27 protein-coding genes are annotated in these 21,200 nt (G+C 36.2%); 6 read left to right on the top strand and 21 right to left on the bottom strand.

Annotation, left to right across the window (positions count from 1 at the left end; genetic code table 11):
• Positions 1–183: 183 nt before the first annotated feature.
• Entirely contained in the window at positions 184–507 is a 324-nt protein-coding gene (locus CD152_RS06440) for a TIGR04104 family putative zinc finger protein (RefSeq protein ID WP_101140804.1), read from the bottom strand.
• A 133-nt stretch (positions 508–640) separates the two neighbouring features.
• Here CD152_RS06440 and CD152_RS06445 point away from each other — a divergent pair, with 133 nt between their 5' ends.
• Positions 641–1,957: a TrkH family potassium uptake protein gene (locus CD152_RS06445; RefSeq protein ID WP_086039172.1), complete on the top strand. Its 1,317-nt coding sequence runs from the start codon at positions 641–643 to the stop codon at positions 1,955–1,957.
• A gap of 123 nt (positions 1,958–2,080) precedes the next feature.
• On the top strand, positions 2,081–2,281 hold the full coding sequence (locus CD152_RS06450) for a hypothetical protein (protein ID WP_101142243.1): 201 nt from the start codon (positions 2,081–2,083) through the stop codon (positions 2,279–2,281).
• A gap of 279 nt (positions 2,282–2,560) precedes the next feature.
• Here the strand turns inward: CD152_RS06450 and CD152_RS06455 are convergent, their stop codons facing one another.
• The 4 genes from CD152_RS06455 to CD152_RS06470 form a co-directional block, all read right to left on the bottom strand.
• Positions 2,561–3,961 (bottom strand): dihydrolipoyl dehydrogenase family protein, encoded by a 1,401-nt coding sequence (locus CD152_RS06455; RefSeq protein WP_103214538.1) that lies wholly within the window; start codon positions 3,959–3,961, stop codon positions 2,561–2,563.
• Between the two features lie 271 nt (positions 3,962–4,232).
• Positions 4,233–4,736 (bottom strand): DUF805 domain-containing protein, encoded by a 504-nt coding sequence (locus CD152_RS06460; RefSeq protein ID WP_099483497.1) that lies wholly within the window; start codon positions 4,734–4,736, stop codon positions 4,233–4,235.
• Positions 4,726–5,697 (bottom strand): hypothetical protein, encoded by a 972-nt coding sequence (locus tag CD152_RS06465; protein ID WP_146424532.1) that lies wholly within the window; start codon positions 5,695–5,697, stop codon positions 4,726–4,728. The genes CD152_RS06460 and CD152_RS06465 overlap by 11 nt, the downstream gene beginning before the upstream one ends.
• 127 nt (positions 5,698–5,824) lie before the next feature.
• Positions 5,825–7,543: an ABC transporter ATP-binding protein gene (locus CD152_RS06470; protein ID WP_103214539.1), complete on the bottom strand. Its 1,719-nt coding sequence runs from the start codon at positions 7,541–7,543 to the stop codon at positions 5,825–5,827.
• Between the two features lie 138 nt (positions 7,544–7,681).
• Between CD152_RS06470 and CD152_RS06475 the strand changes: the two genes are divergently transcribed.
• Both CD152_RS06475 and CD152_RS06480 read left to right on the top strand, forming a co-directional pair.
• The gene (locus tag CD152_RS06475) at positions 7,682–8,245 is read left to right on the top strand and encodes an STM3941 family protein (protein ID WP_103214540.1); all 564 of its coding nucleotides are present in this window, start codon (positions 7,682–7,684) and stop codon (positions 8,243–8,245) included.
• Positions 8,246–8,277: 32 nt separating this feature from the next.
• A complete protein-coding gene (locus CD152_RS06480) occupies positions 8,278–9,114 on the top strand; it encodes a hypothetical protein (protein ID WP_103214541.1) in 837 nt (278 codons plus the stop codon).
• A 69-nt stretch (positions 9,115–9,183) separates the two neighbouring features.
• On the opposite strand, the gene CD152_RS06485 is transcribed toward CD152_RS06480, so the two are convergent.
• The gene (locus CD152_RS06485; protein WP_103214542.1) at positions 9,184–9,606 is read right to left on the bottom strand and encodes a hypothetical protein; all 423 of its coding nucleotides are present in this window, start codon (positions 9,604–9,606) and stop codon (positions 9,184–9,186) included.
• 35 nt (positions 9,607–9,641) lie between these two features.
• Complete coding sequence (locus CD152_RS06490; RefSeq protein ID WP_101143840.1) at positions 9,642–10,175, bottom strand: hypothetical protein; 534 nt, start codon at positions 10,173–10,175, stop codon at positions 9,642–9,644.
• A 112-nt stretch (positions 10,176–10,287) separates the two neighbouring features.
• On the opposite strand from CD152_RS06490, the gene CD152_RS06495 reads away from it, so the two are divergent.
• Positions 10,288–11,046, top strand: a complete 759-nt coding sequence (locus CD152_RS06495) for a GNAT family N-acetyltransferase (RefSeq protein WP_103214543.1) — start codon at positions 10,288–10,290, stop codon at positions 11,044–11,046.
• Positions 11,047–11,108: 62 nt separating this feature from the next.
• Here CD152_RS06495 and CD152_RS06500 read toward each other — a convergent pair whose 3' ends face one another.
• The 6 genes from CD152_RS06500 to CD152_RS06530 all read right to left on the bottom strand — a co-directional run bounded on the left by CD152_RS06500 (position 11,109) and on the right by CD152_RS06530 (position 15,387).
• The gene (locus tag CD152_RS06500; protein ID WP_101152052.1) at positions 11,109–11,468 is read right to left on the bottom strand and encodes a hypothetical protein; all 360 of its coding nucleotides are present in this window, start codon (positions 11,466–11,468) and stop codon (positions 11,109–11,111) included.
• A gap of 389 nt (positions 11,469–11,857) precedes the next feature.
• Positions 11,858–13,045, bottom strand: coding sequence for a DUF5780 domain-containing protein (locus CD152_RS06505; RefSeq protein ID WP_103214544.1), 1,188 nt, complete (start codon positions 13,043–13,045; stop codon positions 11,858–11,860).
• A gap of 483 nt (positions 13,046–13,528) precedes the next feature.
• On the bottom strand, positions 13,529–13,711 hold the full coding sequence (locus CD152_RS06515; RefSeq protein ID WP_101035878.1) for a hypothetical protein: 183 nt from the start codon (positions 13,709–13,711) through the stop codon (positions 13,529–13,531).
• Positions 13,712–13,726: 15 nt separating this feature from the next.
• Entirely contained in the window at positions 13,727–14,185 is a 459-nt protein-coding gene (locus tag CD152_RS06520) for a hypothetical protein (protein WP_101035877.1), read from the bottom strand.
• A complete protein-coding gene (locus tag CD152_RS06525) occupies positions 14,175–14,384 on the bottom strand; it encodes a helix-turn-helix transcriptional regulator (RefSeq protein WP_101035897.1) in 210 nt (69 codons plus the stop codon). The genes CD152_RS06520 and CD152_RS06525 overlap by 11 nt, the downstream gene beginning before the upstream one ends.
• Positions 14,385–14,505: 121 nt before the next feature.
• Positions 14,506–15,387, bottom strand: coding sequence for a helix-turn-helix transcriptional regulator (locus CD152_RS06530; RefSeq protein ID WP_232237420.1), 882 nt, complete (start codon positions 15,385–15,387; stop codon positions 14,506–14,508).
• 135 nt (positions 15,388–15,522) lie between these two features.
• Between CD152_RS06530 and CD152_RS06535 the strand changes: the two genes are divergently transcribed.
• Positions 15,523–15,705, top strand: coding sequence for a hypothetical protein (locus CD152_RS06535; protein WP_101035848.1), 183 nt, complete (start codon positions 15,523–15,525; stop codon positions 15,703–15,705).
• Between the two features lie 48 nt (positions 15,706–15,753).
• Here CD152_RS06535 and CD152_RS06540 read toward each other — a convergent pair whose 3' ends face one another.
• The 8 genes from CD152_RS06540 to CD152_RS12050 form a co-directional block, all read right to left on the bottom strand.
• Positions 15,754–16,644, bottom strand: coding sequence for a sensor histidine kinase (locus CD152_RS06540; RefSeq protein WP_101140820.1), 891 nt, complete (start codon positions 16,642–16,644; stop codon positions 15,754–15,756).
• A 14-nt stretch (positions 16,645–16,658) separates the two neighbouring features.
• Positions 16,659–17,408 carry an ABC transporter permease gene (locus CD152_RS06545; protein ID WP_101143460.1) on the bottom strand — a complete coding sequence of 250 codons (750 nt, stop codon included), beginning with the start codon at positions 17,406–17,408 and terminating at the stop codon, positions 16,659–16,661.
• Complete coding sequence (locus CD152_RS06550; protein WP_101140822.1) at positions 17,405–18,313, bottom strand: ABC transporter ATP-binding protein; 909 nt, start codon at positions 18,311–18,313, stop codon at positions 17,405–17,407. The genes CD152_RS06545 and CD152_RS06550 overlap by 4 nt, the downstream gene beginning before the upstream one ends.
• Positions 18,314–18,400: 87 nt before the next feature.
• Positions 18,401–19,090, bottom strand: coding sequence for a response regulator transcription factor (locus CD152_RS06555; RefSeq protein ID WP_231845547.1), 690 nt, complete (start codon positions 19,088–19,090; stop codon positions 18,401–18,403).
• An 85-nt stretch (positions 19,091–19,175) separates the two neighbouring features.
• Entirely contained in the window at positions 19,176–19,538 is a 363-nt protein-coding gene (locus CD152_RS06560) for a hypothetical protein (RefSeq protein ID WP_101037535.1), read from the bottom strand.
• Positions 19,539–19,550: 12 nt separating this feature from the next.
• Positions 19,551–20,282 carry a DUF3169 family protein gene (locus CD152_RS06565; protein WP_101140823.1) on the bottom strand — a complete coding sequence of 244 codons (732 nt, stop codon included), beginning with the start codon at positions 20,280–20,282 and terminating at the stop codon, positions 19,551–19,553.
• Positions 20,279–20,482 (bottom strand): helix-turn-helix transcriptional regulator, encoded by a 204-nt coding sequence (locus tag CD152_RS06570; RefSeq protein ID WP_101035854.1) that lies wholly within the window; start codon positions 20,480–20,482, stop codon positions 20,279–20,281. Before CD152_RS06570 ends, CD152_RS06565 begins: the two co-directional genes overlap by 4 nt.
• Before the next feature lie 513 nt (positions 20,483–20,995).
• The coding region (locus CD152_RS12050; RefSeq protein ID WP_205757039.1) for a hypothetical protein at positions 20,996–21,200 on the bottom strand (205 nt) is incomplete at its 5' end.

The following is a 21,200-nucleotide window of genomic DNA, read 5'->3' on the forward strand; positions in this document are numbered from 1 at the left end:
TATCAAATGAAATTTTCTTGTTTCTCAAATTAAAAACTCCCTATAAAATTTTCACTTTTTAAGTGTCTACCTTATAGGGAGCATATCACAATTGATTCCTTTCATTTTTTTAGATTTGAAAATACATCTTTTCCGGCTGCAACAAATTAAGGAAATCATTCTTTCCATGCCTTTTTCATTCTTCTATTGAATAGACTTCCTTAAGAAACTATCAGGATATTCTGTAATTCTATTAAGTAACGGAAAGAAGATAATCAATAAAACAAGGGATACGATATATAACGTAAGTAATACATACGAATGCAGATGAAATATATTAACTGCCATCATTATTATTAAATTTACTACAAAAAGATGCAGATAAATCTTAGCAATCTGTTTCTCAGATATATAATGAGTATGTGCACATTTTGGACACGGCACTTTAACATCGGTAAAGAGCTGCCATGATGCTCTAAACATATCCTCATACCGATAAGGATAATTGCACTTCTTACATCGATTCATATCAATCTACCTCCCTACTTACTAGATGTTGCATTATACCTAATTTTTTACAACAAATAAAGATAGATGTATATTGTAATTTATATCTTTATCATGTAATCTATTGCTATCAAATATTAAAGAAGGTTTCTAAGTGAAAAAGAAAAAAAGTAATCCATATCTCGTGATTATCAGTTCGTTCATCATCTTCTTAGCTATCGGCACAATGCTGCTGGCACTTCCGATAGCACAAAGACAGCCAACATCATTTATCGACTGTCTGTTTATTGCAACCAGTGCATTTACAGTGACTGGACTTGCAACGATAGATATTACAGCAAATTTCAATACATTTGGTCATATTATCATTATGATCCTTGTACAGGCTGGCGGACTCGGGATCATCACATTAGCGATGATCGTCTTTATCATGCTTGGTCGTAAGGTAGGACTAAAAAGCCGTTCATTAGCTACGGAAGCTTTGAACCAGCAAAACTTAGGCGGCATACTGCGTCTTGTTCTTAAACTGTTACTGATCAGTCTTTTATTCGAGTCGATCGGTGCGGTATTGCTAGCTCTTGAATGGGTCCCATTGCTCGGGATTAAACGTGGATTATTCAATAGTTTCTTTACTGCAGTAAGCGCATTTAACAATGCCGGTTTTGCACTGCACAGTGATAATCTCGTGCAGTATCAGACAAATCCTTTAACTAACTTTATTATCACTACATTAATCATTCTTGGAGGATTAGGATTTACTGTTATTCTTGATCTATACCAGAAAAAAAAGTTTAGTCATCTTAGGCTGCATACGAAAATCATGATATTCGGCACAATCATTATTAATACGTTCGCAACACTGTCCATCTATTTACTTGAAATGAATAATCTTAAGACGCTCGGTGGCCATAATACGTTCGATCAGTTTCAGATGGCTTACTTCCAGGCTATTACGACAAGAACAGCAGGATTTAATACCATAGATATCGGTGCACTACAAACACCGACCATCTTGTTGATGATGCTATTCATGTTTATCGGAGGTGGATCAACATCAACTGCCGGCGGGATTAAGTTGACGACAGCTGTCGTTATCTTCTTCGGGACAATCAGTTATATTAAACAACGTGAACAAATCAGTTTATTCAAAAGAGCCATCGATACTAAAAATCTTTTTAAAAGCTTCGCAATTGTCGTATTGAGCTCTACATTTATATTTATCATCACTTTGGCGCTTGTTATCGCAGAGCCGGATCTGCCATTCCTTGCAGTAATGTTCGAAGTCATATCAGCATTCGGCACAGTCGGATTGACGATGGGCATCACAGCGAAACTCTCTGTTATCGGAAAGTTGCTCATTATTCTGATGATGATGATTGGTAAGATTGGTGTATTAACCATCGTACTGACATTCTCTAAACCACAGAAAGCGCTCTATACGTATCCGAAAGAAGATGTACTGACGGGGTAGATCAATAACATATAAAGAGAAGCATGCAGGAGTTGCATGCTTCTCTTTATGTCGTCACATTCCTTTGTCATTTATTTTAACAGATGTATAATTATAGGAAAATATAAGAATAGGAGAAATATTATGAAAAAATCTCAAAAATCATTTATCATGCTTGTCATCATTCTGGCTATCGTGAATATCATCTTAATTCTTATGGACTATGAGATACGTGGTATCATCAGCTGGGCTTCTATGGCAATCATTCTACTTGTAGCTTTCACCTTAAATATGCGAAGATTTATGCACAATGAACCTGACCAAGATAAAGTGGCCCGTAAATAATAAATACGGGCCATCTTGCACACCAAACAACCATTTTATCTCTCAAAGTGGCTCATAAATAATAAACGCGGGCCATCTTGCACACTCAACAACCATTTTATCTCTCAAAGTGGCTCATAAATAATAAACATAGGCCATCTTGAACGTCCAACAACTGCTTTATCTCTCAAAGTGGCTCATAAATAATAAACACGGGCCATCTTACACACTCAACAACCATTTTATCTCTCGAAGTGGCCCTTAAAAAAACCTCACTCAAAATTGAGCGAGGTTCATTTCTTATAAATCGATATCAACGCCCATCATATGCATACCTAGCAGTTGGATAACACCACTTGATGCACTCGGGAAGGCAAATATCATCCTATTTACTTCTCGGCCGCTCATCTTCTTATTAATGATGAGCGTCAAGATATTAATAAGATCGTCTGCGGCACTGCCATAGATAACCGCACCTTTTAATCTATTTCTTCCATCAAGGATAACCTTCATTTCCGCTTCACGTTCATGTTTATACTGAAATTCCAGCTGTTCCCCAAATTTAATAGTTTTCACTTTATATCCTGATTTACGTTCCGCTTCCTCGACGGTCATCCCCACATGCGCGATTCTTGGCAGCGAATACACCACATTCGGGATTGCAGGATATTTAATCGGTAAGAGTTTCAATGCTTTTAACGGGAACTTCTTCTTATCCGCATTGTTACCTAGTATATTGAGCGCAATATAGTTAGATTCGAATGTTGCCGTCGGTGTTAATTTAGGTGTTTTCTTACTAACGACATCTCCACTTGCATAGATATTTGGCACAGATGTCTGCATGAACTTGTTGACTTTAATACCGTGCTTATCGTAATCCACACCCACTTGCCCTAATCCGATGCCTTCCACATTCGGTACACGTCCTGTTGCATCTACAACGTAATCTGTATACAGTTCAAAGCCTTTGTCGTCAGTGAACTTTAGACCATCTTCTGTCTGTTCAAGCTTATTGACATCAATATTCAGATGGAATGTCACACCTTCATCTTCCAGTTTCTTGACCAGTTTCTGTACATATGGCTGATGATATTGCTTCAGCACAGTATCAGAATGACCAATCACCGACACTTCACTGCCCATCTTGGCAGCAATTGAAGCGAACTCGATGCTGATATAACCACCACCCAGGAAGGTGATGCGTTCAGGGAACGTATCCAGCTCCATAAAGTCGGTGCTGTTGTGCATAAGTTCCTTACCTTCAATATCTAGTACATGACTGCGCTGTCCCGTTGCAAGCACGATAAATTTCGCGTGGTATTCTGTTCCATCAACGCTCACCGTGTGTGCATCTTTCAGCAGCCCTTCACCTTTGATAATATCAATGCCCTGATCTTTGAAGATTTGTTCCAATCCTTCATGCATCGGATTAATCGTCTCGCGTTTATAATCCATTAACTTCGACCAGTTCACTTGAGGGAGCGTATCTACAATATCACCATAATGCTTGAGAGACTCAATCGCTTCAAATGGCCCTTCTAATAAGATTTTAGGATTACACCCATAGTTCGTACACGTACCAGCAATCTTATCTTTTTCAATTATCGCTACACGCTTCTTCATCTGGTTCAAGATAAGTGCGCCGTGCCATGCTGCATGACCACTTCCGATATAAATCACATCATAATGTTTATTGTTCATATATTCCCCACCTCAACTTTATATTATTGTTCTTAATCATACTAATATAATAACACTTACGATTAAGTTACAACAAAGGTTATGATTTATTATATTAAAATAGTACTAATATTTTTCTACAACATCTCCATCATTGTTACTAATCTTATTTCTATAATTTTCTTCAAAAATATTACATTAAAAATATTGGCACATACACTTTATCCAAGTACTTCACATGCCCTTTTAATATATTAAAACACACCCAGCTGCATCGAGTTGGGTGCATCTTCTACACGCGTTTCGGGTCTTTGCCATACTTATTATCGCCTTCATTACCTTTAATGAAATTGATGATAAATAAGAACAATCCTCCAAGAACCGTGAATAGCGTAATTAATATAATTGGTAATGATATTGTATCTAAGCTTACCGGAAACGTGCCTGTCATTTGTTCTGTGATAAAACTTAAGATTGCTGATAATACTGTGATGACGATTGCAATTTTACCGCTCATATTAATATCATGTAATCGGCGGCTTGCCTGTGCCATCGTTGGTATAGTAGTGATATATGGAAATATCGTACCTGCTACAAATCCGTAATGATCCATCACATGATAACGTCCGCCAGTCATTATCTCAAGCAATAAGACTACGATTGTAAGAATCAATCCAATAATGATGGTTGCAAGTATATTCAGCCAGACTTCTCTGCGGCGTGCGCGTCCTGTGAATGTGAATCCTTTCGTCCAGAATGCTATAAATGCATCTTTAATCGACATATTATTTTCCATAATCTTCACCTCTCACTTCTACACCAATGTCCATTTGGCCATCTTTCAACTGTTTCTTATATTGCTTCAGTTTGTCTACATCATGCTGGAAGTGAAGTTTATAAGTTATTCCTTCCACCGCTTCTTCTGTGTGAGTATCAACCACTGTATCCGCTATAAATGTAAAGCGTTCATACCGACCTGCATAATATTGATGCTCTTTCATACGTACAGGTATGACAGTATATTCATTAAATGCATCTACTTTATTCTGATAGATATGGAAGTTCATATTCTTAGATTTAATTACGCCGACTGCCTTACCGAATACTTCCTGCGTAGCAGCACTTACTGCCGCCTCTTCTGTATCGAATGCTTTCATCGGTTCATTCATACCAACCTTATTGTTCGCTTTATCGAGCCATATACCCTTTTCGTTCATCTGAATAACGCCATCTTTCAGCTCTGTTGCTACAGTAACCCCTTCTGATTCATCGTCATTTGTCATGATGCGATTTTCAAGTTTTGTCGCTTTACTGAATACACCTGACTGAAAATGATGCACCCCAGCCTTACTCTTGATATCCCATGTTTTTTGTTCGAACTTTCCATTTACACTGACCAGATTAAATTCATTCTCTGGAAATGTCAGTTCCGTCGTGTCTTTTGAGATGTTTTCGATAAACCCGGTATATAAGTATTGTGAACGTTTGTAATCTCCGTCCATCATCTTCCATGAATAATAATGACCGTTCGGCAGTTTAAAAGTACGATCTGCGTGACTTGCTTTGACGCTAAATTTCTCACCCATTGCATCACTCATTGCACTTGACGCCTCTTCATAATCTAAATATTGTCCACTATATATCCCTGATTCCACTTCTAGATCTGTGAGGTCGTTACCTAACACATAATTTTTCGTATCCCTTATCGCGCCAACTGCTAAGAATACAATAAATAAACCGAGCAATATCTTCTTCATCATCCATCCCACACTTCATTTGTATTTTCTTCCATTATTTACATCATAATTCTAAATCGGATTAAGTGTCAATTTAATTATTAAGTTTCAAATATAAAAAACCGACGAATGATTCGTCGGTTCTTGCTTACGACATGACTTGTGCATATTGCGCCTGCTGTAATCGATAATATTTACCTTGCTGTGCGATGAGGTCGTCGTGACTGCCACTTTCAACGATGCGCCCGTTCTCTATAAAAAGAATTCGGTCTACATCTCTTATCGTTGACAGACGGTGGGCAATCGTCAGTGTTGTACGCCCTTCTGATAAGCGTTTAAATGCGGCCTGTATACGATTCTCTGTTTCAACGTCAAGCGCACTTGTCGCCTCATCCAGTATAATAATCGGCGGGTTCTTCAAGAACATACGCGCAATAGAAACACGCTGCTTCTGCCCCCCTGATAACTTCGTACCGCGTTCTCCTACAATCGTGTTGATACCCTCTGGCAGCGTATCAACAAACGCTTTCAGCTGGGCTTGTTCTACTGCCCACATAATCTCCTCATCTGTCGCTTCTAAATTCCCATACGCGATATTCTCTTTTAATGTACCGCTAAAGAGAAATACGTCTTGCTGAACGATACCAATCTGTTTACGCAGAGATGCTAACGTATAGTCCTTTATATTCTGTCCATTCAAAGTAATCTCACCGTGTGATGGATCATAGAACCTCGGCAGCAATGAACAGATTGTCGTCTTGCCCCCACCACTCGGTCCAACAAGTGCGATATGTTCCCCGCGCTGAATTGAAAACGATAGATCGTCAAGAATCGTCTGTTCGCCGTACTTGAACGTCACATGGTCATAGACAATCTCTTCCGGTATCTGTTCAAAACTTACAGCATGCGCACTATCCTTAACAGCAGGTTCTGTCGCCATAATTTCCTTGAAGTTGCTAAAGCCAGCAATACCTTTCGGGAAGAGTTCGATGATCAGGTTAATCGACTGTAACGGCTTGAATAATATATCCGTAATCATAATAAATGCAACGAACTCTCCATAGCTCATCATGTTCTGTAATACGAAGTAACAGCCTAATATCAATACAATGATCAACGTAAACTTCTGTGAGATATAACCAATCGATGTGTTCCATGACATGTAGTTATACGCCTTTAATTTCGTACGTCTGAAGTCTTCATTCGTCTCTTTAAAACGTTCGTTCTCATAACGTTCATTCGTGAATGCCTGTACTAGACGAATCCCACCGATTGTCTCACCGATGACATCGTTGAACGCAGATACATTGCCAAACAATCTGCGAAATTGCGTCGTCATCTTACGGTTAAAGTATAACGTTAAAGCGAAGATAAGCGGTACGATACAAAACGTGATTAACGCAAGCTTCACATCAATCGTGAGCATAATAATCAACGCACCAATGACCGTCATCACGGCAACGAACACCTCTTCAGGACCGTGATGTGCAAGTTCACCGATATCCATCAGATCATTCGTCAGCCGACCCATGAGCTTCCCTGTCTTATTACGGTCAAAGAATCCGAAGTTCAGACGCTGCATATGCTGATACAGTTCATTCCGGATATCACGTTCAATATTTGTCCCGAGCTTATGTCCCCAGTAAGTCACGATAAATTTAAGAAGCGTGACAAACCCGAACACTAAAAACAAACCGACCGCACCAAGCACGATATTCGGCCAGTCTTTCGACGGGAGCAACTTATCAATAAACAAACTCGTCATTAATGGAAAGATGAGTTCCAGTACGCCGACAAATACCGCTGAACCAAAATCAAGTATAAATAAACCCTTATACGGCTTGTAATATTCAAAGAATGATTTCATATGAATTACCTCTACCTTTTAATATAATATGTATATTTTAACATAGGACAGAAAGGTATTTGATCTAGATGTCCTTTTAAGTTTTATTTGCAAAGATTAGGGTATAATAATACACAAATATAGGAAGGAGTGCAGAACATGGATGAATTAATAGTCAGAAAAAGTATCGTAAAACAAGCTTTTATAACCTTTATGTCCCTCGGCCTTACTGCACTAGGCGCTTTTTTTCTATATATAGGAATAGAGTATAATACATTGTTCGCCATTTTATTTGGTATCTTCATTTTATTAATATTTGGTTTCTTTACTTTCCATCATATTAAATTACTTATTGATGGCCATGACCTCGTGATACTTAACAATGAAGGTTTCTACGATTACTCCAGTGCAATCTCAACGAAAGATCAGCTCATTAAATGGACAGATGTCAGAGACATTGCATTGACAACTATGGGCGGGAAATTATTCGTGTCGATTGAAGTTGAAAATTTTCATGAATTGCTTAAAAGTCAAAACGCGATGTCAAAAAAAGCGATGCGTCTGAATAATAAGATTGGATACAAAGATATCAATATTACGACGCAAAATGCAAAAGGTATGGACGCAAATGACCTGGCGATTATAATGCAGGACTATCATGCAAAGTATGGTAATTCGATTAACTACGAAGCTGGCGAACTTAAACACCTAAAAGACTTATAATATATACATATTAATGTTCGAAAGGATGCGCTATGAAAAATACATCACGAAATAAACTTATTATTATATGCTTCAGCTTAATCGTTCTGATTACTCTATTCATTATCATCGCGAATAAAAAGACGCATGTTGTAACCCACAAAGCAAATAATCCTGAACACTTCACTACGAGTGATGGTACGCAGATTAACTATCTTATCTACCCTGCAAAACACGCAAAAGGAACGTTGCTCTGGCTACATGGTGACGGGGCAGCAGAATTTTATGAACCTGATACAAAGTATTATCTGGAAGGACCACACGGTATAAAACAGGCAGCTGCAGCACATCAATTAACGCTCATTTTACCTAAGACGCCAAGTAAGGACAAGACTTGGTGGACAAACGGGGAGCAGAATAATGAATATCTCGTCGAGCTTATTCGCGCATTACCAGATCACGACAACTTATGGATCGGGTCATTCTCGGGAGGTTCTGAAGAAGTGGCATACTGGTTGCTTCATGATTTGAAGAAAGCAGGTGTGCAACGCGGTGGTGCCGTATTATTTGGTGGTGGAGGCTCACCGAAGTCTGAAGGTATTACAGATACATTACCCAAAAGTGACGTCATCCAGGAATCATTCCCATTAACATGGATTGCAGGAGAACATGATGACGGTACTGACAAATACGCGAAAGGCTTTAATACATTAAAGAAAAGTAAGGAAAGTGAGGCTTTCTATCGAAGTCAGGGATGGGATACAAAACGTATCGTGCTGGAAGGTTATGGTCATTTAATTTCTAAAGACGATGAAGGGTTATATGGTAAATATTTAGACGATGTTTTAAATGGTAAGCGTGATGAGATTAAGTCATTGCCCAAGAAATAAAAGGCTTAATACAAATAAACTGCACCCTGAAATTTCGACTTAAAATCTAACTTTCGGGGTGCAGTTTATTCACTTCAACATGGCTTTCTCTTTTATTTCTTTTATCTCCTGTCTATCAACAATATGCCTCATGTTCGTACCTACTGCTGCACCGAAAATAGCAACCGTAAAACCGAACAACCCTGATGTATCCATATCATTCATCTTGTAATACATATGCAATAACAAAGAGATAATCAACATCACTGCCAGAACTGTATATTCATACTTCTTCTGTGCTACACGTTGCTCTAACCCTGCCAGTCGATCTGTATGAAGTAACTGTCTGAGCCTTGTTTCGTGAGGAATGATAAAGAATGGTCCAATTAAAACTACTATAAGAAAAGTAAATATAAACGGTTCCTGCTGCACGCCACTATCAATCAATAACCATAATAACATCACTACAATGGTTCCATAGATAAGATAATTTAGCCATAGTTTCTTCGTCATATCATGACCATCTTTCTATATATTTTAATATAACTTCACTGTTCCAACTTTTCGATATCCTCAAAATCATAGTCTTCATACAATTTGTCGCGGTCGGTCGGTTTATTCTTATTGTTCGCAAACCACGGTATTAAAATGATAAGTAATATGCCGACGGTACTCGTACTATGCATAATAACGTTAGAATAATAACTATACGCATAGATTATAGGTAAACCTATGAATCCAAGTAATAAATACACAGCTGGTGACTTCCTTAGAAATCTGAATCGTTTTATCTCTGTAGATAAAGATGATAAATACAGTAAGGAGAATAATCCTATGAAAAAACTAAATCGCTTGAACTGATCCAGGCCTTCACGACGTGCTGCTTCTTCCATCGAATAATCGTCATAGGGGTAGCTAAAATCTTGGAATATGTAGATAAAAAATAAGACAATCATAACAAGCGAAAGAATAAACGGGATAGTCATCAGCTTCTTATACAGATGAAACGGCAGTTCCCCTTTAAAGTTAAATAAATTCTTTATAAAATATTGAAACGTTCTCTTGAAATCCGTTTTATCCATGTAGCACCTCTCTTATCATATTAATACCATTTTAATACAATTACTGTAAAATATATAGTATATATAAAATCATGTATAATAAAGAATAAAGAATAAAGAGCGAGGTAATAACATGCTATCATTTAAAGAGACACATAATAGTGCGGACATATTAGAAGAAAACGCTCGTTATATTCACTACCATACGCCGAGCCAGTTGATTAAGTATTACGCAAACTACTTCGAATATAAAGAGATGCCGACGCTAGAACTATTTAAAGAAGATCTATCGTATCAGCGTGATTTTCATATGAAACATCATCAACAGCATCTATTATTCATCTTTCCTGACAACGAAGTGATTCCGGAATCAATTGTCGCTTATGCGAAATCACATGGTTGTAACCTAGAGATGATGGAATTGTATGAACTAAAGCATCCGAAGCAGTTAAGACGTAACGATGAGGTCGTTTGCGAGGTGGTTACACAGGACGGACCAATATTCGATGACTTCCTAAAGGTCTGTGCTACAGGAGAAATCGAGTACGGAGAAGACTTTGTAAAGCTGAAAGACGAGACACATAGACGTTATTTGTTAAAGCATAACATACTACAGATTGTCGCATACATAGACAATATGCCTGCAGGTAAGATAGAAGCGATTATAGAAGACAAGACGGTAGAAATCGATGACTTCTACGTGATTGAAACGTATCGTAAACGTGGTATCGGGAGTCGCCTGCAAGAAGCGGTGTATGACTTGGCACATGGCAAGCAGGTATTCCTTATTGCAGATGGAAATGACACCGCACGCGATATGTATCAGCGACAAGGTTATGAAAAGATAGCTGAGCGCTATGAACTGTTGCTGGCGCCGCATTCAAGTGATTAAAATTGATTCAGTAAAACTTGAAATCATATACTACGTAAAAAGACGCAGTCCCTTGCGTCTTTTTATTTCTCAATTTGTATCAGCCTTCTGAACGTACTATATACTAATACTCCCGTCACTAGAACCATGACACCTTCAAAGAATAATAAGAACCAAGATGCATGGTATTTAATCATAAAACTAAATAATACAATAGCGTAAACAAATATCAATAATCTATATACAAACACCGGGATACTTCTAGAGGATTTATCTATTAAATCAGGATAAAATGCTAATGCCAGCATCGGCACTGATAAGCTATAGAAGCCACCTAATGAATCAGCGATATTGTCACTCATTATCTCTGTATAAATGTTATAGATAGTTGATAGAACGAACATCATAAAAAAGAAAATTAATAAACCTGAACGCAAATTCATGGAGCTCCACCTTTCTGCTATAGACCAAATATTAATGTACCGAAAAATATCACTAACCCGGTACTGGAAGCAACAAGAATATTTAATAAAAGAATAAATGCTCTTAGCTATCCTTTTTCTATCATGAAACCGAAGAATGTGCCAACTATCCCAATAATAGGTGTGAGGAATATGAGTGTATTCTGATTATCGTTATTATAGAAGAACACGTGTTTCACTTCATCCTAAAAGATCATGGTTAAGTTAAAATAAGCTTAAAGCGTTAAAGTCGTACTCATACCAACACCTCACTGTGTCAGTGAGGTTTTTTATTTTCTCAATTATTTTTTATAGATTGACTTTATTCGTAAAATCAAAAATAGTAGTCTCTGAAGACTGTGATTTCCATTCTACTCCACTGTATCTTCTTCAACACTCGTTTCACTATCATATGTTTCCTCTGATGGCTCTTCTGGTTCTTCTTCACTTGATTCTTCTTCAATCGTCTCGTCTTCGATTGTTTCTTCTTCAATCGATTCTTCAATTGATTCTTCCGTCACAGGTTCATCCGTGTCCTCTTCTTCACTCTCAGTATCATAATCTTCTTCCGTGTCATAATCTTCTTCCGTGTCAGTCCATTCTTCTGTATCACTTTCTGAACTGTCGACATCTTCCTCCTCATAGTCTTCAAAGTCGTAGTCGTCGAAATTGTAGTCACTCGGATCTGTTTCTTCTACTTCGTAATAACCATAAATGTCATCTATCCCGTACAGCGCTTCATAGGCATCAAGGTATGCAATGAATCCCATAAGTCTAAGGTATGCTAAGTATGCTTCTAATTCTTCTTTAGAGATTTTGCTTTTTTCTTCAATGTTCTTACTGATCTCATCAAGCTTCTTCTGGTCTAAATCTTCCGGTAAAGTCGCTGTTTCAGACTTTTCTGGTTGTTTCGTCTTTCCGTTTCGATAGAACACGTACTTCTTACCATCTTTAATATCTTTCAATCGTTTACCTTCATATACTTTCATAAATTCATCTAAACTTGGATTATCCCATTTCTTCCCTTCAAAGTCTGTATAGCTGACGACTACCGGTTTAAAGTTATCGATCCCAAGGTTCGCTTCAATCTCAAACCCATGTGCCTTCCCGAACTCACCTTTCGCAGGAATATTTACAGCATCTCCGTTCACACCGCGTAAGTAGCTCTTTCCGAAATCAATACTTCCTTTAATCTTAATTGGTAATCCGTTCTTGTCCCACGCTACAAAACCATACTGTATATCACGAATATCCTTATTCGTATTATTTTTAACAAGCGCTTGTAACATATCAGGGTATAAAGCTTTCAAGTCATCATGCTGCACGACATACTTTGCATCAAACGCATAAACATCCTGCTTCTTGAGCGCTTCTTCTAATTTACTAGCAGCTGATTTTTCTTCCTTCTTTGTTTCACTTGTTTTAGATTTCTGTTCATTTACTTTCTCACTCTTAAATACTTCTCGCTCGCCTTTTACATATGGAATTGAAATTATCCCAAAGATTCCTAACAATGCGATAGCGATGACTACTGTCATAATTCTCTTAAAACTAAACATTATCCATTCCCCTTTTATTTTATTTAATTAATATTATAAAATAATGGTCATTTGTATGGAATATTAATTCAAGGAAAATATTTCAATTATTTAAACAAACTCTTATTTGCTAACAGAATTTATTTCATCACTTATTCGGATTACTGTACAAAATCATTTTAAAATTTCACCTCAAACTTAAACTTTTAAACTAAAAAACTCACATCCATTAGAATGCGAGTTCTGCTTATTCATTATATCTACTTATAGATGCTAATTATTATGCTCTTCCATCTTACGAAGCGTTCTTATATTCAATACTATAAAAGTCGTAAAAATTAATAATGAAATGATGCTAAAAACTAAAAACATCATTCGTTCAGTATTTATGATGTTATATACATTTAAAATTACAAATAATATCGAAATTATTGTAGATGTTCTCATCGCACTTTTACTCGGCTTTCTTTTCAACATCATTACCACTCACCTCTATATATTAACTTAATCTATCATTTCTTTTTTTGGAAATTCACCTAATGAAATAATTGCAAATGATACAGCGAATATAATACCAGGTGAAATGTCTTGTTCATAAATCCTAGTCATATCAATTCCCTTAGCAATCAAAAATACAATCAATAATACCAATAAACTCTTCACTATTTTCAAAATGTAATTGTTCATTATTTTACCACCTTTTTATATTTCATCCTCTTCATTATATTTTGTATACCACTTCAACCAAACAAAGAGATAAATTAAATAAGCTACACCTAATATCAAATCCAGCCCTATCATTCGAAATATATAATTAATATTCAGCATATCATCAACATAACCAAAGTAAATTAGTGCTGCAATTAAAAGGTTAAACGAGATAACCCACGGAATAAACGACTTTATTAACTTCTGCCATATATCTTTTTTATGCTCAACATCAACTTCTAATGTTCTATTGATAAATGAATCTATTACCGCAAATACAGCAGTTATCAATAAGATTAATAGTAGTCCAAATTGTATATTCTGTATTGTTAAATCTATAAAATATGTAGTTATAAGCAATGCTGTTACTAAAATAACTAAAACTGCAAAACATCGATTAATCATCGCTTGATCATTATGTTCAATTCTCTCATCTTTATATTTACTCCACATCTTCTTCTCCAACTTTCCAAAATAAAGTATTTAAATCAGTATCTAATTCTTCAGCTAATTCAATACAAAGTTTTAATGAAGGATTGTACTTACCTACTTCTATCAAAGAAATTGTCTGCCTAGTTATACCTGTTCTCTTAGCTAGTTCACTTTGAGATATTTTTTTATCTCTCCTAATTTTTTTAACATTATTTAGCATATCTACCATACTTTCCTCGCTAGTTATAAACTTATTGTATTTTATTCCGCATCATTTTGCAATATATATATTGCAAAATGAAAAAGAAGATACATTTGTATCTTCTTTTTTGAATAACCTATCAACTTTCAAAATCAAGGTTTATAGGCTGTTTCGGTAAGAATAAAGATTGATTTGACGTGTTGGTTAATGGAATTGAAACATCAACTTCTTCTACTGAAAACTGATCAATCCAAACTTGCCCTTTCCCCATCAGTAATACTCCAAAATGGATAGAATCAGCGATATCCGCAACATCGAGCACAACCGAATAGTAGCTCCACTGATTTGTACCAGTAATTGGTCGAGACATCATATTATCAAACTGTAAAATATCTGATTTATTATCGTCTACTCTAGCCCACAACCCACATTTATATACTTCATTACTTTTAATAAATGCTGAAAATCTTATTCTTTTTTCTTTATAATTGTCTGCTAAAATACTTTGCATCAATGTTCCAAATGTACCGTCATTATAAAGTTCGTCACTTTCTATAGATGTAATTCGAGCTGATTTTCTACCAAAATGAAACTCTTCTTCATCAATTTGAAATTCATAAAGTTGAGGTGCTGTTCCAGATACTATCCATCCACTTATTCTATCACTCATCTTATACTCCTCCACTTCTTGTTTTTGATTTAAAACTGTCATCATTTTTCTATACTTCCCAGGCGAAAAATAATAAATATCTTTAAATTTTCTTGAGAATGCTTCTTGTGACTGAAATCCTAGCATCATTGATATTTCGATTATCGGTATATCCGTATGCAATAAATATTCACTGGCTAAGGTGATTCTTCTTGCTACAATATATTCAAACAAACCATATCCTGTAGCTACTTTAAATGACCGCGACAAATAAAATTTTGAATATCCAGTTAACCTAGCAAATTCTTCGAGTGTATAGTTTTCTAATATATTATCTTCAATGATATTTAGTACTCGATTGATATCTTTCATCAACTCACCTCTCTTATAATTTTATTTTATAATTTCCTAATGAAATTATTTTGATTTCAATTGCGATTTTTATATGAAATTCATAATTTATTCAGATTTGGATTATATATTGTTATCATAAAGGAGGTTATAGTAATGGAACACAATATCGGAATATGGTTTATCATTATTGCCATGCTTCGTTTAGGTGCAGCAATAGTTATCGCGTTCGTTTATATCTTTAATTTTATCATTGCATTACTCAATGAAGTTAAACCTAAAGATAGGACTAAAAATAATAAAAAGTATCTACTTCTAAACAAGGTACAAAGTATGTGATTAATTTAAAAAACAAGTCAGAAGTATCATACTCCTGACTTGTTTTAATTAATTTTCAAACATGAGCTGCATCTTAAATACTTGTTCATCCACTTCAATATGTGCAGTGCCGTCCTGCAGTTCTATCAGTTTCTTCACGATGTATAGCCCTAGTCCGTTATGTGTCCCTTGTCTGCTCGTATCTCCCATTACAGAACGTTCGAATAGTCTAGCTGGGTTCGTTACTGTCTCTTTCATATCATTTTCAATCGTTACAGTCAGCTGGTCTCCAGATTGCTCATAGTGTATATGGATATAGCGCTTTGCAAATCTGAGCGCATTAACAATAACATTGTTAATAATACGGAGGGTTGCTTGCTTATCAATATAGATTTCGTGCGTTGTTTCTGTAATTTGTATGTCGAGGTCTTTATGTTCGATTTCTCTGAAGTAGAGCAGCAAGACATCATTGATAATACTGTTAATCGCTATATATTCACGCTCTAATTGAATACTTTCAGATTCTATTAGCGACACATCATAGAATGTATTGATACGTTCTATCAGATCATCTATTTTACGTTCCATTATCGTTAAGTAATGCGTACGCTCCGCTTCTGTCATTGCCTCTTTCTGTATCACTTCCATATATCCACGAAGTGATGTCAATGGTGTTCTAAGGTCATGTGACACGTTCGCCCACTCTTCTTTTTGAGCCTGCAGTTCCTTCTGATAGTGTACACGTTCTGATATTTGTTTATCAATCAGTCCGTTAATACCATCTGTTACGTCGTTCACTCTTTTCAAATGCGTTTCCGTGCGGATGCGTTCGTTTGTGTGTGCCCTATGATTCACTTCCGTTAACTGCTGTGCAATATGCTTCAGGTCATAATGGTACATCGCATTCAGTACTAAAGATGCGATACATACAAGTGTTATAACAATGAATGCGATACCCATATTTCTCCTCTTTTCTAGAAGTCTTCTTTTTTAAATAGTCGATAGCCAATGAATAAGCTCAAAGTTGTGATAATGAGACTGGATATCCAGAAGTCTGCACTTAATTCTACATTATGATTCATAAATTCTGACAGCACTCTATCACTCAGCACTTTTGGTGTGAGGTTGTAGAATACGTCAAAAGCTTTATTTATCTTAGTGAGAATATAAGCTACTGTAGATGTGCCAAGCAGGATGAATATACATGATACAATTGCTGTTGTTTCTCTTCGAATCACCATATTAAGTGCATGTACGAGACTAAATGCGCCGAGTATTATCGGTGAGAAGTTAATGAGTGAGAGCAGGAACTCCTCTACTGCACGCGAATCTTTCGGAAAGAACAGCTGTCCACATGTCAGCAGCACAATAGTACCTAGTATACATAGGATTGTAAATGCGATAAGCGCTACTAAATATTTACTGAAGTAGATCGTTGCTCTAGAAATCCCATAAGATATACTTTGTTTTAATACACGTTTGCTCTCTTTATTCGTCAGGAACGAATTGATTACTGCACCTATCATCACAATGAAAAGCCACATTCCAAATACATTGTTATAGTAGAAGTCTGCTCTATAGTACGGGAAGTACTCTCCGTTATGCCCAAAATAATAAAGCGTCAGTGCGGCAAGTATCAGCAGCGTAATACAGAGTGCATAAGTGATGTAGATGCCTTTTGTCTTAAGTAACTTGTACGTCTCACTTCTCATATAGTTCATCATGGCGTCACCTCTAAGCTTAAGAAGTAATCTTCCAGACTATTTGTCTCTGTCATAATTTCTTTCACATCGATATCATGCTGCATCAATATTCTGTTGATTTGTGCTGCATCTTCTACATGATTATCCAGCTTTAACGTATTATCCGGCAGCACGCTATATTTTAAGTCAGTGAAGCTTTCTTCTAATACACGTGCTGCGCGTGATGGATGATCGACAATTAATTTCAGTGACTTACGATTTCTGTTATGTAATTCTTCTCTCGAGATATCCTCAATAACCTGTCCTTTATCGATAAAGAGAAAACGCGTTGCGACGAGTTGTAATTCTGACAAGATATGACTTGATATTAGAATCGTGATATCTTGTTCTTTGTTTAACTTGAGCAGTAATTTACGAATATCTGAAATCCCTTCAGCATCTAACCCATTTGTCGGTTCATCGAGTACAAGACAGTCTGGGCCTGTCATTAACGTAAGTGCCAAACCAAGCCTTTGTTTCATCCCCATTGAATATTCCTTAAAGCGTGTTGCAGGATACTTAGAGAGATCCACCGCTTCAATCACGCGTTTAACCGCATCCTTACTGCTAATACCGCGTTGTAATCTAAAGTAATTCAAATTCTCATAAGCTGTAAGATCTGCAAAGAATTCAGGACTTTCAATCATAAATCCCATACGTTTACGCGCACGATTCGACTCTGCTGCTGCATAATCGAAGAAAGCCATTTCTCCACCAGTTGGCTGTAATTGTCCTGCCAGCAGTTTGAAGAAAGTCGATTTTCCTGCACCGTTCTTACCGATAATCGCACAGATTTCACCTTTGAATAACTGGAAATCCAGTGGTTTTAAGCCTTTATTCGTTTTAAACGTCTTCTCGAGCTGATGTGTTCTGATGATGGATTCCATAATACCCTCCTTAAAGATTAATTAATATCATTGTAATGAAACGACTGTTAAAATCCTTTAAGAAAAGTTTAAAGAAATCATAAAGATTTATATGAGCATGAATCCAATCCCCCACACCGTCTTAATATATGGTTCATCAGTAATCTGACTGAATTTCTTTCGTATATTCGACACATGCACACTGACAGTATTATCATCACCAACATACGTCCCATTCCCGAGTGCGTTGAATATCTTTTGCTTTGATAACGGTACTTCCGGATGCTTCATTAATATCGTCAATATATCAAACTCAGAATTCGTAAGCTGAATCCCTTTATCATTCAAAGTCACTTCACGTTTCTCAGTGTCCAGCTTCAATGCTCTATGCGTGATAAGACTGCTTCCTTTCTCGATATTCCTGAGTTGCACCATAACACGCGCTAGCACCTCCTCCTGATAGAAAGGCTTTGTAATATAATCATCTGCACCAAGAGTCAGCAAGTTCACTTTATGTTCAAGTTCATGCTTAGCCGTAATAATAATCACTTTTGTATTTGTATGATGCTTTATCTCGCCTAGCAACGTTTCACCATTCATGTAAGGCATCATGAGATCCAGCAAGATCAGATCAAACGCCTGTTCCTTAATATACATATAACCTTCTTTACCATCATGTGCCAACGTCACATCATAATGTCCGCTTAATGTAAGTGCTAATAAATCCGCAATATCCCTGTCGTCCTCAATAATTAATATATGTGCCATGACTTCACCTTTTAAGTAAGTTTTACTCATAGTTTAACATCAAATACGATGATACCAAAAAATAATCCAGTACACGTGAATGTGTGCTGGATTATTTATACTCTTTAAAGTTACTTTATTCTTGCTCCGGTTCCATACCTTTTAATTTTTTCAGCAATACTTTTTTCTTCGACATTGGTATCCAGAAGATTATTTGGCCATCTTCACTCTTTGAAACCTCATAGCGATTATAACCTGTTACTTGATACAAACGCTCACGTGGCATATTGAGCCGCTTCACTTCCTGATCAAGCTGCTCATTCATCTCCTCTTCATCGCTTGTCGTGATAAAGAAAGTCATCCACATGATAAATATCAACAGACAGTAAACTATGCTCCATAATATATGGTCATTCCTGTATAAATGAATTGAACTATAGACCAATGTCAAAATCACGATAAGTACAAACTGCTTCGGCTTGCGTTTTATGTGCCTCATCACGACAGCTCCTTAACGATTAAATTCCTCGTTCTTCTTATAGTATACAACTGTTGAGTAAATAAGTACTGCAGCAATTGCAAACATGGCTAAGTACTGATTTTCCCCAGTAGCTGCTTGATATATTCCGAGAAGCATGAGTATCACTGAAAGCATGAGAATCATAATCTCATATGTCTTTGATAATGAACGTAACATTACTAAGCGTTCACCTTCATCAATGCCATCAATAACTTTTTCCATCAAATTTGGATCTCCAAACTCGATCGACACGTCACTGTTTGTTATCGTCGGATATGCCGCTAACACTTTAGCCGTCTGTTTACTGATGAATGTATAAAATATTGCACAAGCAATAAAGTATACAGCGAATATGATAATATGTGACGTCTCAGGTTCAATTAATATCGTTATACTTAAACAAAGCGATAATAACAATATATGATAGGCATTCACTACATTTGCTGATGCTTTATTATGATGGGTCACTTGGTAGATAAACCGTTCATCTTCAGATAAATTGATATCACTGTTCATCGCTTTAAATTGATGGATAGATTTAAAATATAAGTATAAAGCAATCACAAATAATATCGGCACGATATACCAAAGGATTCTTATATTATATGTTGCTTGAAGTGATGTTACTGCATCGTAGAGTGCAGGAATACTGTATCCTGCGATAGCACCAAGAGCCATTCCAATCATTATTTTTAGAAATCCACTATTCTTTTTCTTACTCATAACTCATCCTCCTCAAATATAAATATATCTTCTACCCGCTCATTAAATATTCTAGCGATTCTAACAGCGGTCAGTATGGATGGCATGAAATCATCGCGTTCGATAAGTGAAATCGTCTGCCTTGAAACATGCGCAAGTTTGGCAAGCTGGGTTTGATTATATCCCTCTCTTGCACGGAGTTCCTTTAATCGATTCTTCAATAGGCGCAGCTCCTTTCAATCATTTATAATCTAATTGTAATTTATGATAGTCATTTTGACAAGTATATTAGTCAAAAAACTGCAAACGATGGATTTTATTTACATTTCTATTACTAGTGCGATATTTTGTATCATAAAGAGATATATCACACGAGGTGCTCACAATGACTTCAAATAAAGATTCGTTACTTGGATGTATGCAATGGGTACGTGAAGACAACACGTTCACAATATTATATTGCGCAATCTGTGTCATGTTTCTTACTTTTGAAATAAGGAGTGTGAAGAAAAGTAATCATGTTTGAGAATATGGTGTATAAAAGAATCATCATCCATTCATTAATATCACTAATACTGCTCATAATAATGTTCTGTTCTTTATTGGATGTTATTCTACTGCCAAACTATGTAGGTATCACATTGTTTCTACTAATATTACTGAACAGTGTATGGATAATATATATAACTAAGAAATCAGTCGATGAGAAAGACACATGAACTTATCATGTGTCTTTAGTAATCTTTTATCTTCATTTTTTCCAATTCTTTTTGTTGTCTTTTATTACGATCTTTATTCCCTATATAAAAATCTAATAATAAGATGAAGTTCCCAATAAATATCTTCCACCAGTAATCGCTATGTACACTGTTAAATATAAATACTTTAGCCAATATATATAGTGTAAATATTATGGGTGTAATTAAACCTAGTAAGTTA

The organism is Macrococcoides caseolyticum (genome assembly GCF_002902665.1).
Lineage (GTDB): Bacteria > Bacillota > Bacilli > Staphylococcales > Staphylococcaceae > Macrococcoides > Macrococcoides caseolyticum.

Coding starts and splice junctions, on each gene's coding strand:
- CD152_RS06440 (WP_101140804.1), bottom strand. CDS start 507: ATGAATCGATGTAAGAAGTGCAATTATCCTTATCGGTATGAGGATATG.
- CD152_RS06450 (WP_101142243.1), top strand. CDS start 2,081: ATGAAAAAATCTCAAAAATCATTTATCATGCTTGTCATCATTCTGGCT.
- CD152_RS06455 (WP_103214538.1), bottom strand. CDS start 3,961: ATGAACAATAAACATTATGATGTGATTTATATCGGAAGTGGTCATGCA.
- CD152_RS06460 (WP_099483497.1), bottom strand. CDS start 4,736: ATGGAAAATAATATGTCGATTAAAGATGCATTTATAGCATTCTGGACG.
- CD152_RS06465 (WP_146424532.1), bottom strand. CDS start 5,697: ATGAAGAAGATATTGCTCGGTTTATTTATTGTATTCTTAGCAGTTGGC.
- CD152_RS06470 (WP_103214539.1), bottom strand. CDS start 7,543: ATGAAATCATTCTTTGAATATTACAAGCCGTATAAGGGTTTATTTATA.
- CD152_RS06475 (WP_103214540.1), top strand. CDS start 7,682: ATGGATGAATTAATAGTCAGAAAAAGTATCGTAAAACAAGCTTTTATA.
- CD152_RS06480 (WP_103214541.1), top strand. CDS start 8,278: ATGAAAAATACATCACGAAATAAACTTATTATTATATGCTTCAGCTTA.
- CD152_RS06485 (WP_103214542.1), bottom strand. CDS start 9,606: ATGACGAAGAAACTATGGCTAAATTATCTTATCTATGGAACCATTGTA.
- CD152_RS06490 (WP_101143840.1), bottom strand. CDS start 10,175: ATGGATAAAACGGATTTCAAGAGAACGTTTCAATATTTTATAAAGAAT.
- CD152_RS06495 (WP_103214543.1), top strand. CDS start 10,288: ATGCTATCATTTAAAGAGACACATAATAGTGCGGACATATTAGAAGAA.
- CD152_RS06500 (WP_101152052.1), bottom strand. CDS start 11,468: ATGAATTTGCGTTCAGGTTTATTAATTTTCTTTTTTATGATGTTCGTT.
- CD152_RS06505 (WP_103214544.1), bottom strand. CDS start 13,045: ATGTTTAGTTTTAAGAGAATTATGACAGTAGTCATCGCTATCGCATTG.
- CD152_RS06515 (WP_101035878.1), bottom strand. CDS start 13,711: ATGAACAATTACATTTTGAAAATAGTGAAGAGTTTATTGGTATTATTG.
- CD152_RS06520 (WP_101035877.1), bottom strand. CDS start 14,185: ATGTGGAGTAAATATAAAGATGAGAGAATTGAACATAATGATCAAGCG.
- CD152_RS06525 (WP_101035897.1), bottom strand. CDS start 14,384: ATGCTAAATAATGTTAAAAAAATTAGGAGAGATAAAAAAATATCTCAA.
- CD152_RS06530 (WP_232237420.1), bottom strand. CDS start 15,387: ATGAAAGATATCAATCGAGTACTAAATATCATTGAAGATAATATATTA.
- CD152_RS06535 (WP_101035848.1), top strand. CDS start 15,523: ATGGAACACAATATCGGAATATGGTTTATCATTATTGCCATGCTTCGT.
- CD152_RS06540 (WP_101140820.1), bottom strand. CDS start 16,644: ATGGGTATCGCATTCATTGTTATAACACTTGTATGTATCGCATCTTTA.
- CD152_RS06545 (WP_101143460.1), bottom strand. CDS start 17,408: ATGATGAACTATATGAGAAGTGAGACGTACAAGTTACTTAAGACAAAA.
- CD152_RS06550 (WP_101140822.1), bottom strand. CDS start 18,313: ATGGAATCCATCATCAGAACACATCAGCTCGAGAAGACGTTTAAAACG.
- CD152_RS06555 (WP_231845547.1), bottom strand. CDS start 19,090: ATGAGTAAAACTTACTTAAAAGGTGAAGTCATGGCACATATATTAATT.
- CD152_RS06560 (WP_101037535.1), bottom strand. CDS start 19,538: ATGAGGCACATAAAACGCAAGCCGAAGCAGTTTGTACTTATCGTGATT.
- CD152_RS06565 (WP_101140823.1), bottom strand. CDS start 20,282: ATGAGTAAGAAAAAGAATAGTGGATTTCTAAAAATAATGATTGGAATG.